This is a genomic window from Streptomyces sp. NPDC047028, from assembly GCF_040644095.1.
Lineage (GTDB): Bacteria > Actinomycetota > Actinomycetes > Streptomycetales > Streptomycetaceae > Streptomyces.
The window spans coordinates 175637-190784 of sequence record NZ_JBEYVS010000001.1 but is presented as its reverse complement, the minus strand read 5'-3'; the positions used below and the strand labels follow the sequence as shown (position 1 = coordinate 190784).

General features: G+C 66.9%; 9 protein-coding genes. All 9 read right to left on the bottom strand.

From position 1 onward, the window contains the following. Window positions 1-12: 12 nt before the first annotated feature. The 9 genes from ABZ854_RS00925 to rplJ all read right to left on the bottom strand — a co-directional run bounded on the left by ABZ854_RS00925 (window position 13) and on the right by rplJ (window position 15107). Window positions 13-954 carry an AraC family transcriptional regulator gene (locus tag ABZ854_RS00925; protein WP_361202325.1) on the bottom strand — a complete coding sequence of 314 codons (942 nt, stop codon included), beginning with the start codon at window positions 952-954 and terminating at the stop codon, window positions 13-15. Window positions 955-1108: 154 nt separating this feature from the next. Then, entirely contained in the window at window positions 1109-2302 is a 1194-nt protein-coding gene (gene tuf, locus ABZ854_RS00920; RefSeq protein WP_030839706.1) for an elongation factor Tu, read from the bottom strand. 176 nt (window positions 2303-2478) lie between these two features. Continuing rightward, on the bottom strand, window positions 2479-4605 hold the full coding sequence (fusA, locus tag ABZ854_RS00915; RefSeq protein WP_361202323.1) for an elongation factor G: 2127 nt from the start codon (window positions 4603-4605) through the stop codon (window positions 2479-2481). 39 nt (window positions 4606-4644) lie between these two features. Next, window positions 4645-5115 carry a 30S ribosomal protein S7 gene (gene rpsG, locus ABZ854_RS00910; protein ID WP_003992340.1) on the bottom strand — a complete coding sequence of 157 codons (471 nt, stop codon included), beginning with the start codon at window positions 5113-5115 and terminating at the stop codon, window positions 4645-4647. Window positions 5116-5117: 2 nt separating this feature from the next. Next, window positions 5118-5489 carry a 30S ribosomal protein S12 gene (rpsL, locus tag ABZ854_RS00905; RefSeq protein WP_003948652.1) on the bottom strand — a complete coding sequence of 124 codons (372 nt, stop codon included), beginning with the start codon at window positions 5487-5489 and terminating at the stop codon, window positions 5118-5120. A 525-nt stretch (window positions 5490-6014) separates the two neighbouring features. Continuing rightward, window positions 6015-9923 carry a DNA-directed RNA polymerase subunit beta' gene (locus ABZ854_RS00900; RefSeq protein WP_361202321.1) on the bottom strand — a complete coding sequence of 1303 codons (3909 nt, stop codon included), beginning with the start codon at window positions 9921-9923 and terminating at the stop codon, window positions 6015-6017. Between the two features lie 99 nt (window positions 9924-10022). After that, window positions 10023-13508 (bottom strand): DNA-directed RNA polymerase subunit beta, encoded by a 3486-nt coding sequence (gene rpoB / locus ABZ854_RS00895; protein ID WP_129307411.1) that lies wholly within the window; start codon window positions 13506-13508, stop codon window positions 10023-10025. Between the two features lie 568 nt (window positions 13509-14076). After that, window positions 14077-14460 carry a 50S ribosomal protein L7/L12 gene (gene rplL / locus ABZ854_RS00890; protein WP_361202319.1) on the bottom strand — a complete coding sequence of 128 codons (384 nt, stop codon included), beginning with the start codon at window positions 14458-14460 and terminating at the stop codon, window positions 14077-14079. A gap of 116 nt (window positions 14461-14576) precedes the next feature. Continuing rightward, window positions 14577-15107, bottom strand: coding sequence for a 50S ribosomal protein L10 (gene rplJ / locus ABZ854_RS00885; RefSeq protein WP_361202317.1), 531 nt, complete (start codon window positions 15105-15107; stop codon window positions 14577-14579). Between the last annotated feature and the right edge of the window lie 41 nt (window positions 15108-15148).

Sequence of the window (15148 nt, the reverse complement as noted above, 5' to 3'; positions counted from 1 at the left end):
TCGGCAACGAACCTAGGCGGGGCCGTCCGGCGCTTCGATGGACTGGTCGTGGCGACTGTGGTGCTTTCGGAAGTCACCGGGGCTGCGGCCGGTCTCCCGCCGGAAGAACCGGCAGAAGTAGGCGGGGTCGGTGATGCCGACGCGCGCCGCCACCTGCCGTACCGGTAACTCCGTGTGTGCGAGGAGGCGTTGGGCCTGGTACACCCGCGCCTCGATGAGCAGCCGGCCGGGGCTGCGGCCGGTGGCGGCGCGCACGGCCTGGCTGAGGTGGCCGGGAGAGACCCCGAGCCGCTCGGCGCACTCCCCCACCGACCAGGCCGCCGCCTCCCGCCGCGCCGTCAGCCGCGCGAACGCCTCGGCGAGGCCACGGGGCCGGGGACGCGGGCGGGGGCGCTCCGGGCCGGTCTCCCCCTTCCGGTCCAGACGGGCGGCGCGGACGACCAGGACGTGCAGCAGGGCGCGGAGCACGCTCTCGTGTCCGGGTGCCCGCTGCCGGTGCTCCGCCGCCAGGTCGGCCATCAGACCGCCGACGCGTACGTCGTCCTCGGCGTCCAGGGCGAACCAGCAGGTGCGGCCGAGCCCGCGCAGGAGGTCGATGTCGCCGGGGTGGTCCACCAGGAAGTCCTCGGTGAACAGGGCGAGCGTGCCGTCGAGGCCGTGGCCGTCCTGCCAGTGGTGGATCTGGCCGGGCAGGATCACGGCCAGGTGCGGCGGCCGTACCGGCCAGCGGGCGAGGTCGACGACATGGGCGCCGGAACCGGCGGTGACGTGGACGATCTCGTAGAAGGTGTGCCGGTGCGGGTGCGTGGTCCGGGACAGCGGGCCCATCGCGTCGAAGGAGCCGGCGGCGAACGGCAGCCCGCCGGGGCCGGCCACCTCCAGCCGGTGCAGGGGCGGCTCCCCGGGGCGCGGGGTGAGCGGGGTCGTCCCCGGCGAAACGGTGGTGCTGCGCATCGCGATCCTCCCCAGTACAGGTCCAGACCAATCATGGGGAGTGTACGGCGCACACGGCGAAGGACCCGCGCATGACGAAGGGCCCGCACGACCGAGGTCGTACGGGCCCTTCCGGTGCTCCGGGGAGCTACCAGGCGGTCAAGCCAACAAGGACTTACTTGTTGATCTTGGTGACCTGGCCGGCGCCCACGGTCCGGCCACCCTCACGGATGGCGAACTTCAGGCCCTCTTCCATGGCGACGGGCTGGATGAGCTCCACCTTCATCTCGGTGTTGTCACCCGGCATGACCATCTCGGTGCCCTCGGGGAGGGTCACCACGCCGGTCACGTCCGTCGTGCGGAAGTAGAACTGCGGACGGTAGTTGTTGAAGAACGGCGTGTGGCGGCCACCCTCGTCCTTGGACAGGATGTAGGCCTGCGCCTCGAACTCGGTGTGCGGGGTGACCGAGCCCGGCTTGATGATGACCTGGCCGCGCTCGACGTCCTCGCGCTTGATGCCGCGGAGCAGCAGACCGACGTTCTCACCGGCCTGGCCCTCGTCGAGCAGCTTGCGGAACATCTCGATGCCGGTGACCGTGGTGGTGGTCTTCTCCTGCTTGATGCCCACGATGTCGACGGTCTCGTTGACCTTGAGGACACCACGCTCGATACGGCCGGTGACGACCGTACCGCGACCGGTGATCGTGAAGACGTCCTCGATCGGCATCAGGAACGGCTTGTCGACGTCGCGCTCGGGCTGCGGGATGTTCTCGTCCACGGCCTTCATCAGCTCGAGGACGGAGTTGCCCCACTCCTTGTCGCCCTCGAGGGCCTTGAGCGCGGAGACCTTGACGACCGGCAGGTCGTCGCCCGGGAACTCGTACTCGGAGAGGAGCTCACGGACCTCGAGCTCGACGAGCTCCAGGATCTCCTCGTCGTCCACCATGTCGGCCTTGTTCAGGGCGACGACGATGTACGGAACGCCGACCTGGCGGGCCAGGAGCACGTGCTCCTTGGTCTGCGGCATCGGGCCGTCGGTGGCGGCGACCACGAGGATGGCGCCGTCCATCTGCGCCGCACCCGTGATCATGTTCTTGATGTAGTCCGCGTGACCGGGGCAGTCGACGTGGGCGTAGTGACGCGTCTCGGTCTGGTACTCGACGTGCGCGATGGAGATGGTGATACCGCGCTGGCGCTCCTCGGGAGCCTTGTCGATCTGGTCGAAGGCCGAGGCCTCGTTCAGGTCCGGGTACGCGTCGTGCAGCACCTTGGTAATGGCGGCCGTGAGGGTCGTCTTACCGTGGTCGATGTGACCGATGGTGCCGATGTTGACGTGCGGCTTAGTCCGCTCGAACTTCGCCTTCGCCACTGGGGTCCTCCTGTGGAGTGGTTCTGTACGCCTTACTTCATCGGCGCCAGGTGATCTTTGCTGTCAAAACCCGGAACCGGTACCCGGGGCAAACATCCGTGTTTGCGGCTGTTTGCCCCTTGAGGCTCCGGGGTCAAGCCTAAGGCGTGTGAACGCGACGTGTTAAACGCGGTGCGTTACTCGCCCTTGGCCTTCGCGATGATCTCCTCGGCGACGTTCCGCGGAACCTCGGCGTAGGAGTCGAACTGCATCGAGTAGCTCGCGCGACCCGACGTCTTGCTACGGAGGTCGCCGACGTAGCCGAACATCTCCGACAGGGGCACGAGGCCCTTCACGACGCGGGCACCGGCCCGCTCCTCCATGGCCTGGATCTGGCCACGGCGGGAGTTGATGTCGCCGATGACCTCACCCATGTAGTCCTCGGGCGTGGTGACCTCGACGGCCATCATCGGCTCGAGCAGCACGGGGCTGGCCTTGCGAGCGGCCTCCTTGAAGGCCTGCGAACCGGCGATCTTGAAGGCGAGCTCGGAGGAGTCGACCTCGTGGTAGCCACCGTCGATCAGGATGACGCGCACGCCGGTCATCTCGTAACCGGCGAGGATGCCGAACTGCATGGCCTCCTGCGCACCGGCGTCCACCGAAGGGATGTACTCCTTCGGGATACGGCCACCGGTCACCTTGTTCACGAACTCGTACGAGGCGTCGCCGCCCTCGATGGGCTCGATCGCGATCTGCACCTTGGCGAACTGACCGGTACCACCGGTCTGCTTCTTGTGGGTGTAGTCCACGCGCTCGACGGCCTTGCGGATCGTCTCGCGGTACGCGACCTGCGGCTTGCCGACGTTGGCCTCGACCTTGAACTCACGGCGCATGCGGTCGACCAGCACCTCGAGGTGCAGCTCGCCCATACCACCGATGATGGTCTGGCCCGTCTCCTCGTCCGAGTGGACCTGGAACGACGGGTCCTCCTCGGCCAGGCGCTGGATCGCGACGCCCAGCTTCTCCTGGTCGCCCTTCGACTTGGGCTCGATGGCAACCTGGATGACCGGCGCCGGGAAGTCCATGGACTCCAGGATCACCGGCTGCTTGTCGTCGCACAGCGTCTCGCCGGTCGTGGTCTGCTTCAGACCCATGACCGCGACGATGTCGCCGGCGCCCACCGACTCGATCTCCTCACGCTTGTTGGCGTGCATGCGGTAGATCTTGCCGATGCGCTCCTTCTTGCCCTTGACGGAGTTCAGCACGGCGGAGCCGGACTCCAGGCGGCCCGAGTACACCCGGACGAAGGTGAGCTTGCCCAGGTGCGGGTCGCTCATGATCTTGAACGCGAGGGCCGACAGCGGCTCGTCCTCGGACGGCTTGCGCTTGACGACGACCTCGGCGTCCTTGACGTCGTGGCCCTCGATGGCCTCGACGTCGAGCGGGGTCGGCAGGTAGCGCACGACCGCGTCGAGCAGGGGCTGGACGCCCTTGTTCTTGAACGCGGTACCGCAGAACACCGGGGTCACCGTGGTGTCCGACGACTTGCCCGAGGCGATGGTGATACGACGGATCGCGGCGTACAGCTGCTCCTCCGAGGGCTCCTGGCCCTCCAGGAACAGCTCCATGATCTCTTCGTCGTTCTCCGCGACGGCCTCGACGAGCTTGTTGTGCCACTCCTCGGCGGCCTCGGTGTGCGTGGCCGGGATGTCGACGACGTCGTACATCTCGCCCTTCGCCGCCTCGGCGGACCACACGAGCGCCTTCATGCGGACCAGGTCCACAACGCCCTTGAAGTCGGCCTCGGCACCGATCGGGAGCTGCATGACCAGCGGCTGGGCGCCCAGGCGGTCCGAGATCATGTCCACGCAGCGGTGGAACTCGGCGCCGGTACGGTCCAGCTTGTTCACGAAGCAGATACGCGGCACGCCGTAACGGTCGGCCTGACGCCACACCGTCTCGGACTGGGGCTCGACACCGGCGACACCGTCGAACACGGTCACGGCACCGTCGAGCACACGCAGGGAACGCTCCACCTCGACGGTGAAGTCGACGTGCCCCGGGGTGTCGATGATGTTGATCGTGTAGTCGTTGTTCTCCAGCGGCCAGTGACAGGTGGTGGCAGCGGACGTGATCGTGATGCCACGCTCCTGCTCCTGCTCCATCCAGTCCATCGTGGCGGCGCCGTCGTGGACCTCACCGATCTTGTACGAAACGCCGGTGTAGAACAGGATCCGCTCGGTGGTGGTCGTCTTGCCCGCGTCGATGTGGGCCATGATCCCGATGTTGCGGACCTTGGCCAGGTCAAGTGAAGTGGTAGCCATAAGGCTTCAGTCTTCTCTCGGTCTCGATGTGGGTAGCGACTACCAGCGGTAGTGCGCGAAGGCCTTGTTGGACTCGGCCATCTTGTGGGTGTCCTCGCGCTTCTTCACGGCCGCACCGAGGCCGTTCGAGGCGTCGAGAAGCTCGTTGAGCAGACGCTCGGTCATGGTCTTCTCGCGACGGGCGCGGGAGTAGCCGACGAGCCAGCGCAGCGCCAGGGTGTTCGCACGACCGGGCTTGACCTCGATCGGCACCTGGTACGTGGCGCCACCGACGCGGCGGGACTTGACCTCGAGGGTCGGCTTGATGTTCTCCAGCGCGCGCTTCAGCGTGATGATCGGGTCGTTGCCCGTCTTCTCACGCAGACCTTCCATGGCGCCGTAGACGATGCGCTCGGCGGTGGAGCGCTTGCCGTTCAGCAGCACCTTGTTGATGAGCGACGTCACCAGAGGAGAACCGTAGACCGGGTCGATGATGACCGGGCGCTTCGGGGCGGGGCCCTTACGAGGCATTCTTACTTCTCCTTCTTGGCGCCGTAGCGGGAACGGGCCTGCTTGCGGTTCTTGACACCCTGGGTGTCGAGGGAGCCACGGATGATCTTGTAGCGAACACCCGGCAGGTCCTTCACACGGCCGCCGCGCACGAGCACGATGGAGTGCTCCTGCAGGTTGTGTCCCTCACCCGGAATGTAAGCGGTGACCTCGATCCCGCTGGTCAGACGCACACGCGCGACCTTACGCAGGGCCGAGTTCGGCTTCTTCGGGGTGGTCGTGAACACACGCGTGCAGACGCCACGACGCTGAGGGGAACCCTCGAGTGCGGGCGTCTTGTTCTTCTCGACCTTGTCCTGCCGGCCCTTACGGACCAGCTGCTGGATCGTAGGCACTACTTCTCCGGTTTCTGTGTGCCGATTTGTACAGCTAACCTGGAACTTCGCCGACCCACGCGGTCGGGTGTGTCGGATCCGCAGGCTTCCGCCGCGAGGCGAAAAGGGCACGGATCACGGTGGCCGCTCTCGGCTCCGCTGCGGTTTACAGGCACGCAACAGGGTCAGGGCACACCCCAGGCACAAGGTCTGAGCGTACCCAGCCCAGCGACTCCGGTCAAAACAGAAGCCGTCCGGCCCTCCCCCGCCCCCGGAACCGGCCGCTCCTGGCGGGAGCGCCAGAGGCCCGTAGAGCACCTTGGGGCGCCGCCCTGGGGCCGGCGGACGCCCGGCCGACCGTGAGCCGCCACGACGCGGGACGCGCCCCTTGAGGGCGCGGGGAACTGCACGACCAGCCACCACTCGCCGGCGGTCGCCGTCCGACAGTCAGGATCCGAAGGCGCCGGCGCGACTCGGGCCGGCCCGCGGGAAAGGCCGCAGGGCGGCCACCCCTCACGGAGTGACCGCCCTGCGGATCGTGCTCGCTTACTGGTTGTACGGACCGTAGTCGTAGTCCTCCAGCGGGACGGCCTGGCCGGAGCCCGTGCCGAACGGCGAGTAGTCGATGTCGTCGTAGCCGACGGCCGAGTACATCGCGGCCTTGGCCTCCTCGGTCGGCTCGACCCGGATGTTGCGGTAGCGGGACAGGCCCGTACCGGCCGGGATGAGCTTACCGATGATGACGTTCTCCTTGAGGCCGATCAGCGAGTCGGACTTGGCGTTGATCGCCGCGTCCGTGAGGACTCGCGTCGTCTCCTGGAAGGACGCCGCCGACAGCCAGGACTCCGTGGCCAGCGAGGCCTTGGTGATACCCATGAGCTGCGGCCGGCCGGAGGCCGGGTGACCGCCCTCCTGGACCACACGACGGTTCTCGGTCTCGAACTTCGAGCGCTCGACCAGCTCGCCGGGCAGCAGCTCCGCGTCGCCCGACTCGATGATCGTCACCCGGCGCAGCATCTGCCGGATGATGATCTCGATGTGCTTGTCGTGGATCGACACACCCTGCGAGTTGTAGACCTTCTGGACCTCGCCGACCAGGTGGACCTGGACGGCCCGCTGACCCAGGATGCGCAGCACGTCGTGCGGGTTGGTGGCACCCACGGTGAGCTTCTGGCCCACCTCGACGTGCTCGCCCTCGGACACCAGCAGACGGGCGCGCTTCGAGATCGGGAACGCCGTCTCGTCGCTGCCGTCGTCCGGGGTGACGACGATCTTCTTGGTCTTCTCGGTCTCCTCGATCCGCACGCGGCCGTTGGCCTCGGAGATCGGGGCGACACCCTTCGGGGTACGGGCCTCGAAGAGCTCGACGACACGCGGCAGACCCTGGGTGATGTCGTCACCGGCCACACCACCGGTGTGGAAGGTACGCATCGTCAGCTGGGTACCGGGCTCACCGATGGACTGGGCGGCGATGATGCCGACCGCCTCACCGATGTCGACCAGCTTGCCGGTGGCGAGCGAACGGCCGTAGCACATGGCGCAGGTGCCGACGTGGGACTCGCAGGTCAGGATCGAGCGGGTCTTGACCTCCTCGATGCCGTGGTGCACCAGCTGCTCGATGAGGACGTCACCGAGGTCCACGTTGGCCGGCGCGATCACCTTGCCGTCGATGACGACGTCCTCGGCGAGCATGCGGGCGTAGACGCTGGTCTCGACGTCGTCCGCCTTGCGCAGCACGCCGTCGGCGCCGCGGTTGGCGATCCGCAGCTTCAGACCGCGGTCGGTGCCGCAGTCCTCCTCGCGGATGATGACGTCCTGGGAGACGTCGACCAGACGACGGGTGAGGTAACCCGAGTCGGCGGTACGCAGAGCGGTGTCCGCCAGACCCTTACGGGCACCGTGCGTGGAGATGAAGTACTCCAGCACGGACAGACCCTCACGGAACGACGCCTTGATCGGACGCGGGATCGTCTCGTTCTTGGCGTTGGACACCAGACCGCGCATACCGGCGATCTGACGCATCTGCATCATGTTTCCGCGGGCACCCGAGTCGACCATCATGAAGATGGGGTTCGTCTTCGGGAAGTTCTCGTTCATCGCCTCGGCGACCTCGTTGGTCGCCTTGGTCCAGATCGCGATGAGCTCCTGCGTGCGCTCTTCCTTGGTGATCAGACCGCGCTCGTACTGCTTCTGGACCTTCTCGTCCTGCGCCTCGTAGCCCTTGACGATCTCCTTCTTCGCCTCGGGAACGACGACGTCGGAGATGGCCACGGTGACGCCGGAGCGGGTGCCCCAGTAGAAGCCGGCCGCCTTCAGGTTGTCGAGCGTCGCCGCCACGACCACCTTGGGGTAGCGCTCGGCGAGGTCGTTGACGATCTCACCGAGCTGCTTCTTGCCCACCGAGTAGTCGACGAACGGGTAGTCCTCGGGCAGCAGCTCGTTGAAGAGCGCGCGGCCCAGGGTCGTCCGGAGGCGGAACGGGTCGCCCTGCTGCCAGTCGGCGGCGTCGGCGTCGTCCTCCTCGGAGACCGGCGGGGTCCAGCCGCGCGGCGGGATGGTGCCCACCGGGAAGCGGATGTCGACGGACGACTGGAGCGCGAGCTCGCCGGCGTCGAACGCCATGGTCGCCTCGGCGGTGGAACCGAAGGCCCGGCCCTCGCCCTTGGTGTCCCGCATCTCGCCGTCGGTGGTGAGGAAGAACAGACCGAGGACCATGTCCTGGGTCGGCATCGTCACCGGACGGCCGTCGGCGGGCTTGAGGATGTTGTTCGAGGACAGCATCAGGATGCGGGCCTCGGCCTGCGCCTCCGCGGACAGCGGCAGGTGCACGGCCATCTGGTCACCGTCGAAGTCCGCGTTGAACGCGGTGCAGACGAGCGGGTGGATCTGGATGGCCTTGCCCTCGACCAGCTGCGGCTCGAAGGCCTGGATGCCGAGGCGGTGCAGGGTGGGCGCACGGTTCAGCAGCACCGGGTGCTCGGCGATGACCTCTTCGAGGACGTCGTACACGACGGTGCGGCCACGCTCGACCATGCGCTTGGCCGACTTGATGTTCTGCGCGTGGTTCAGGTCGACCAGGCGCTTCATCACGAACGGCTTGAACAGCTCCAGCGCCATCGCCTTCGGCAGACCGCACTGGTGCAGCTTCAGCTGCGGGCCGACGACGATGACGGAACGCGCCGAGTAGTCGACTCGCTTGCCGAGCAGGTTCTGCCGGAAGCGGCCCTGCTTGCCCTTGAGCATGTCGGACAGCGACTTCAGCGGACGGTTGCCGGGGCCCGTCACCGGGCGGCCGCGGCGGCCGTTGTCGAAGAGCGCGTCGACGGCCTCCTGGAGCATGCGCTTCTCGTTGTTCACGATGATCTCGGGCGCGCCGAGGTCGAGAAGCCGCTTCAGGCGGTTGTTGCGGTTGATGACACGGCGGTACAGGTCGTTCAGGTCGGAGGTCGCGAAGCGGCCACCGTCCAGCTGCACCATCGGACGCAGGTCCGGCGGGATGACGGGCACGCAGTCGAGCACCATGCCCTTGGGGCTGTTGGACGTCTGCAGGAACGCGGAGACGACCTTGAGGCGCTTGAGCGCACGGGTCTTCTTCTGGCCCTTGCCGGTGCGGATGATCTCGCGGAGACGCTCGGCCTCCTCCTCCAGGTCGAAGGACTCCAGGCGCTTCTGCAGCGCCGCGGCACCCATCGAACCGTCGAAGTACGTGCCGAAGCGGTCACGCAGCTCGCGGTAGAGCAGCTCGTCGCCCTCCAGGTCCTGGACCTTGAGGTTCTTGAACCGCGTCCACACCTCGTCGAGGCGGTCGATCTCGCGCTGCGCGCGGTCGCGCAGCTGCTTCATCTCGCGCTCGGCACCCTCGCGCACCTTGCGGCGCACGTCGGCCTTGGCGCCCTCGGCCTCCAGCTCGGCCAGGTCGGTCTCGAGCTTCTTGGCGCGGGCCTCCAGGTCGGCGTCGCGACGGTTCTCGACCTGCTGGCGCTCCACGGAGACGTGCGCCTCCAGGGAGGGCAGGTCGCGGGTACGGCGCTCCTCGTCGACGAACGTGATCATGTACGCCGCGAAGTAGATGACCTTCTCGAGGTCCTTGGGAGCCAGGTCGAGCAGGTAGCCCAGCCGGCTCGGGACACCCTTGAAGTACCAGATGTGCGTGACGGGCGCGGCCAGCTCGATGTGGCCCATCCGCTCACGGCGCACCTTGGCGCGAGTGACCTCGACGCCGCAGCGCTCGCAGATGATGCCCTTGAAGCGGACACGCTTGTACTTGCCGCAGTAGCACTCCCAGTCCCGGGTGGGGCCGAAGATCTTCTCGCAGAAGAGCCCGTCCTTTTCCGGCTTGAGGGTGCGGTAGTTGATGGTCTCGGGCTTCTTGACCTCGCCGTGGCTCCACTGACGGATGTCGTCAGCGGTGGCCAGACCGATCCGGAGCTCATCGAAGAAGTTGACGTCGAGCACTATGCGTCAATCCCTCTCAGGGTTGTAAGTCTGTGGTCTGAAACGGGGGCCTGGGGGTCGGCGGGGGCCCTCAAGGGTGAGGGCCCCGCCGGACTCCCGTCAGACCTCTTCGACGCTGCTCGGCTCGCGCCGGGACAGGTCGATGCCGAGCTCCTCCGCAGCGCGGAAGACATCCTCGTCGGTGTCACGCATCTCGATGGACATACCGTCGCTGGACAGCACCTCCACGTTCAGGCAGAGCGACTGCATCTCCTTGATGAGCACCTTGAAGGACTCGGGGATGCCGGGCTCCGGGATGTTCTCGCCCTTGACGATGGCCTCGTAGACCTTCACGCGGCCGGTGACGTCGTCGGACTTGATGGTCAGCAGCTCCTGGAGGGCGTAGGCGGCGCCGTACGCCTCCAGCGCCCACACCTCCATCTCACCGAAGCGCTGGCCACCGAACTGGGCCTTACCACCCAGCGGCTGCTGGGTGATCATCGAGTACGGGCCGGTCGAACGGGCGTGCAGCTTGTCGTCGACCAGGTGGTGCAGCTTCAGGATGTACATGTAGCCGACCGAGATCGGGTCCGGGAACGGCTCACCGCTGCGGCCGTCGAACAGCCGCGCCTTGCCGGTCGGGAGCACCATGCGCTCGCCGTCGCGGTTCGGGATGGTGTGCTGCAGCAGACCCGCCAGCTCGTCCTCGCGGGCACCGTCGAACACCGGGGTGGCGACGTTGGTGCCCGGCTGGACGTTGTCCGCGCCGATGGCCTGCAGGCGCTGGGCCCACTCGTCGGCGAGGCCGGAGACGTCCCAGCCGCGGCTGGCGAGCCAGCCGAGGTGGATCTCCAGGACCTGTCCCGGGTTCATTCGGGACGGCACACCCAGCGGGTTCAGGATGATGTCGACCGGGGTGCCGTCCTCCAGGAACGGCATGTCCTCGATCGGCAGGATCTTGGAGATGACACCCTTGTTGCCGTGCCGGCCGGCGAGCTTGTCACCGTCGGTGATCTTGCGCTTCTGCGCGACGTAGACGCGCACCAGCTGGTTCACACCGGGGGGAAGCTCGTCGCCCTCCTCGCGGTCGAAGACGCGCACGCCGATGATCTTGCCGATCTCGCCGTGCGGCACCTTCAGCGAGGTGTCACGGACCTCACGGGCCTTCTCGCCGAAGATCGCGCGCAGCAGGCGCTCCTCCGGGGTCAGCTCGGTCTCACCCTTCGGGGTGACCTTGCCGACCAGGATGTCGCCGGCGACGACCTCGGCGCCGATGCGGATGATGCCGCGCTCGTCGAGGTCGGCGAGGACCTCCTCGGAGACGTTCGGGATGTCCCGGGTGATCTCCTCGGGGCCGAGCTTGGTGTCACGGGCGTCGACCTCGTGCTCCTCGATGTGGATCGAGGAGAGGACGTCGTCCTGCACGAGGCGCTGCGACAGGATGATCGCGTCCTCGTAGTTGTGACCCTCCCACGGCATGAACGCGACCAGCAGGTTCTTGCCGAGGGCCATCTCACCGTTCTCGGTGGCCGGACCGTCGGCGAGGACCTGGCCCTCGATGATCCGGTCGCCCTCGTTGACGATGACCTTCTGGTTGACCGAGGTGCCCTGGTTGGAGCGGGCGAACTTGTGCAGGCGGTACGTGATGTACGTGCCGTCGTCGTTCGCGGTGGTGATGTAGTCCGCGGAGACCTCCTGGACCACACCCGCCTTCTCGGCCTTGACGACGTCGCCGGCGTCGACGGCGGAGCGGTACTCCATGCCGGTGCCGACGAGCGGGGCCTCGCTCTTGATGAGCGGGACGGCCTGGCGCATCATGTTCGCGCCCATGAGGGCACGGTTCGCGTCGTCGTGCTCGAGGAAGGGGATCATGGCGGTCGCGACCGACACCATCTGGCGCGGCGAGACGTCCATGTAGTCCACGTCCTCGCCACCGACGTAGTCGACCTCGCCGCCGCGGCGGCGGACCAGCACGCGGTTCTCGGCGAAGCGCAGTTCGTCGGTCAGCGGCGCGTTGGCCTGCGCGATGACGAAGCGGTCCTCCTCGTCGGCGGTCAGGTAGTCCACCTCGTCGGTGACCTGGCCGTCGATGACCTTGCGGTACGGCGTCTCGACGAAACCGAACGCGTTGACCCGGCCGTAGGAGGCGAGCGAGCCGATCAGACCGATGTTCGGGCCTTCGGGCGTCTCGATCGGGCACATGCGGCCGTAGTGCGAGGGGTGCACGTCACGGACCTCGAAGCCGGCCCGCTCACGGGAGAGACCACCCGGGCCAAGGGCCGACAGGCGGCGCTTGTGGGTGAGACCCGACAGCGGGTTGTTCTGGTCCATGAACTGCGACAGCTGGCTGGTGCCGAAGAACTCCTTGATGGAGGCGACGACCGGCCGGATGTTGATCAGGGTCTGCGGCGTGATCGCCTCGACGTCCTGGGTGGTCATGCGCTCACGCACGACGCGCTCCATACGGGCGAGACCCGTACGGACCTGGTTCTGGATCAGCTCGCCGACGCTGCGCAGACGACGGTTGCCGAAGTGGTCGATGTCGTCGGTCTCGACGACGATCGTCTGGCCGTTGTCACCGACCGTCTCGGTCTCGCCGGCGTGCAGCTTGACCAGGTACTTGATCGTCGCGAGGACGTCCTCGACCGTCAGCACACCGGCGTCCAGCGGGGCGTCCGCGGCGAGCTTCTTGTTGACCTTGTAGCGGCCGACCTTGGCGAGGTCGTAGCGCTTGGGGTTGAAGTACAGGTTCTCCAGCAACGTCTGCGCGGCCTCGCGGGTCGGGGGCTCGCCCGGGCGCAGCTTGCGGTAGATGTCGAGCAGCGCGTCGTCCTGGCCCTGGGTGTGGTCCTTCTCCAGGGTGGCGCGCATCGACTCGTACTCGCCGAACTCCTCGAGGATCTGCTCGGTCGTCCAGCCGAGAGCCTTCAGGAGCACGGTGACGGACTGCTTGCGCTTGCGGTCGATGCGGACGCCGACCATGTCGCGCTTGTCGATCTCCATCTCCAGCCAGGCACCCCGGGACGGGATGATCTTGGCGGAGAAGATGTCCTTGTCGGACGTCTTGTCGATGGAGGAGTCGAAGTACACGCCCGGCGAACGGACCAGCTGCGACACCACGACACGCTCGGTGCCGTTGATGACGAAGGTGCCCTTGTTCGTCATGAGCGGGAAGTCGCCCATGAAGACGGTCTGGGACTTGATCTCGCCGGTCTCGTTGTTCGTGAACTCGGCGGTGACGAAGAGCGGGGCCGCGTACGTGAAGTCGCGGTCCTTGCACTCGTCGATGCTGTTCTTCGGGGGCTCGAAACGGTGGTCGCGGAACGTCAGCGACATCGAACCGGAGAAGTCCTCGATCGGGGAGATCTCCTCGAAGATCTCCTCCAGTCCGGACTTGGTCGGGACGTCCTGACCGGACTCCAGAGCCGCCTCGACACGAGCCTTCCAGACACTGTTCCCGAGGAGCCAGTCGAAGCTCTCGGTCTGCAGGGCGAGAAGGTTCGGAACCTCAAGGGGCTCCTTGATCTTTGCAAAGGAGATGCGCAGCGGGGCGGTGCTGGCAGCGTTGTTCATATTCGCGGTCGAGGCATTGCGCGAGGCGGCCAAGAGGGGGTCCTTCCGAGGGCTCGGACTCACTACGCGCGTACCAGTCCCTCTTCCGCACACGACGATGGAAAGCCCAGGTCAAAGGGTTTCGGTCGACGTGCTCGGGTGAGGGCAGACCCCTGGTGACGGGCAGGGGACAGCTAACAGGCAGCGCAAAGGGTCAGTGTAGCCACTTGGCACACTGATGTCCAGTGCGGGTTTCGCGAGACCCTCGCTGTTCTCATCGCCTTCGTCAACGCCCTCGGCATGCTGCCCTCAACGCACGTTGATACTGCCCTCTTCGCCGCCGATCCATGCCTCGGATACGGATCCTTGTGACGACGCGTCCTGAGAATTGCGCGCTGCGTGCGGTTCGTCAAGGCCCCCCAGCCCGTTGTGGACCGTTCCGGAGACAGAACGAAGATCACCATACCCCTCACCGTCACGAGTGCAAGGCAACCGCGGCCCCTCCCCCGGACACGCCGAAGAGCGACCACCCGGATGGATGATCGCTCTTCGGTGCGTTCGCGTTACAGCCCCTCAGGGGGCGTGGTCAGCGTGCAAAGGGGTTCGGAGAACCGGGGAGGTCTTACTTGACCTCGACGGAGGCGCCGGCGCCCTTGAGGGACTCGGCGGCCTTCTCGGCGGCTTCCTTGTTGACCTTCTCCAGGACCGGCTTCGGGGTGCCGTCGACCAGGTCCTTGGCCTCCTTCAGGCCGAGGGAGGTCAGCTCGCGCACGACCTTGATGACCTGGATCTTCTTGTCGCCGGCGCCGGTGAGGATGACGTCGAACTCGTCCTTCTCCTCCTCGGCGGGGGCGGCCGGGCCACCCTGGGCCGGGCCGGCCACGACGGTCGCGGCGGCCGCGGTGACGTCGAACTTCTCCTCGAAGGCCTTCACGAACTCGGAGAGCTCGATGAGGGTCATCTCCTCGAACTGCGCGAGCAGGTCGTCCTGGGTGAGCTTCGCCATGATGGGCGATCCTTCCACTCAATCGGCTGGTGCCGTATGTACATGACTGGCGGGCGTACGTTGGCCCGCTCGACCTCGGCCGTCAGACGGCGGCCGGGGTCAGGAAGCGAGCCGAATTACTCGGCACCGCCCTGCTCGGCCTGCTTGGCACGGAGCGCGTCCACGGTGCGGACGAGCTTCGAGGGAAGCGCCTGGAAGAGCTGAGCAGCCTGGGTCTGCTTGCCCTTCATGGCGCCCGCCAGCTTGGCGAGCAGAACCTCGCGGGACTCGAGGTCCGCAAGCTTCTTGATCTCGTCGGCGGACAGCGCCTTGCCGTCAAGGACACCGCCCTTGATGACGAGGTTGGGGTTGTCCTTGGCGAAGTCACGGAGACCCTTCGCCGACACCACCGGGTCACCGGTGATGAAGGCGACAGCCGTCGGACCATTGAACTGGTCGTCCAGCGTCGAGATCCCGGCCTCGTTGGCCGCAATCTTGGTCAGCGTGTTCTTCACCACGGCGTACTGGGCGTTCTCACCGAGCGACCGGCGCAGCGTCTTGAGCTGCGCCACGGTGAGACCGCGGTACTCGGTCAGCACGGCAGCGTTCGAGTTGCGGAACTTGTCCGTCAGCTCGGCAACCGCGGCAGCCTTGTCGGGCCTCGCCATAGAGCCTCGGCCTCCTTCCGGGTGATTCGGACCGCGCGGAC

Bases quoted from the DNA above. Each gene is read 5' to 3' on its own strand.
- fusA (WP_361202323.1), bottom strand. From the start codon at position 4,605: ATGGCTACCACTTCACTTGACCTGGCCAAGGTCCGCAACATCGGGATC.
- rplL (WP_361202319.1), bottom strand. From the start codon at position 14,460: ATGGCGAAGCTCACCCAGGACGACCTGCTCGCGCAGTTCGAGGAGATG.
- ABZ854_RS00925 (WP_361202325.1), bottom strand. From the start codon at position 954: ATGCGCAGCACCACCGTTTCGCCGGGGACGACCCCGCTCACCCCGCGC.
- rpsG (WP_003992340.1), bottom strand. From the start codon at position 5,115: ATGCCTCGTAAGGGCCCCGCCCCGAAGCGCCCGGTCATCATCGACCCG.
- rplJ (WP_361202317.1), bottom strand. From the start codon at position 15,107: ATGGCGAGGCCCGACAAGGCTGCCGCGGTTGCCGAGCTGACGGACAAG.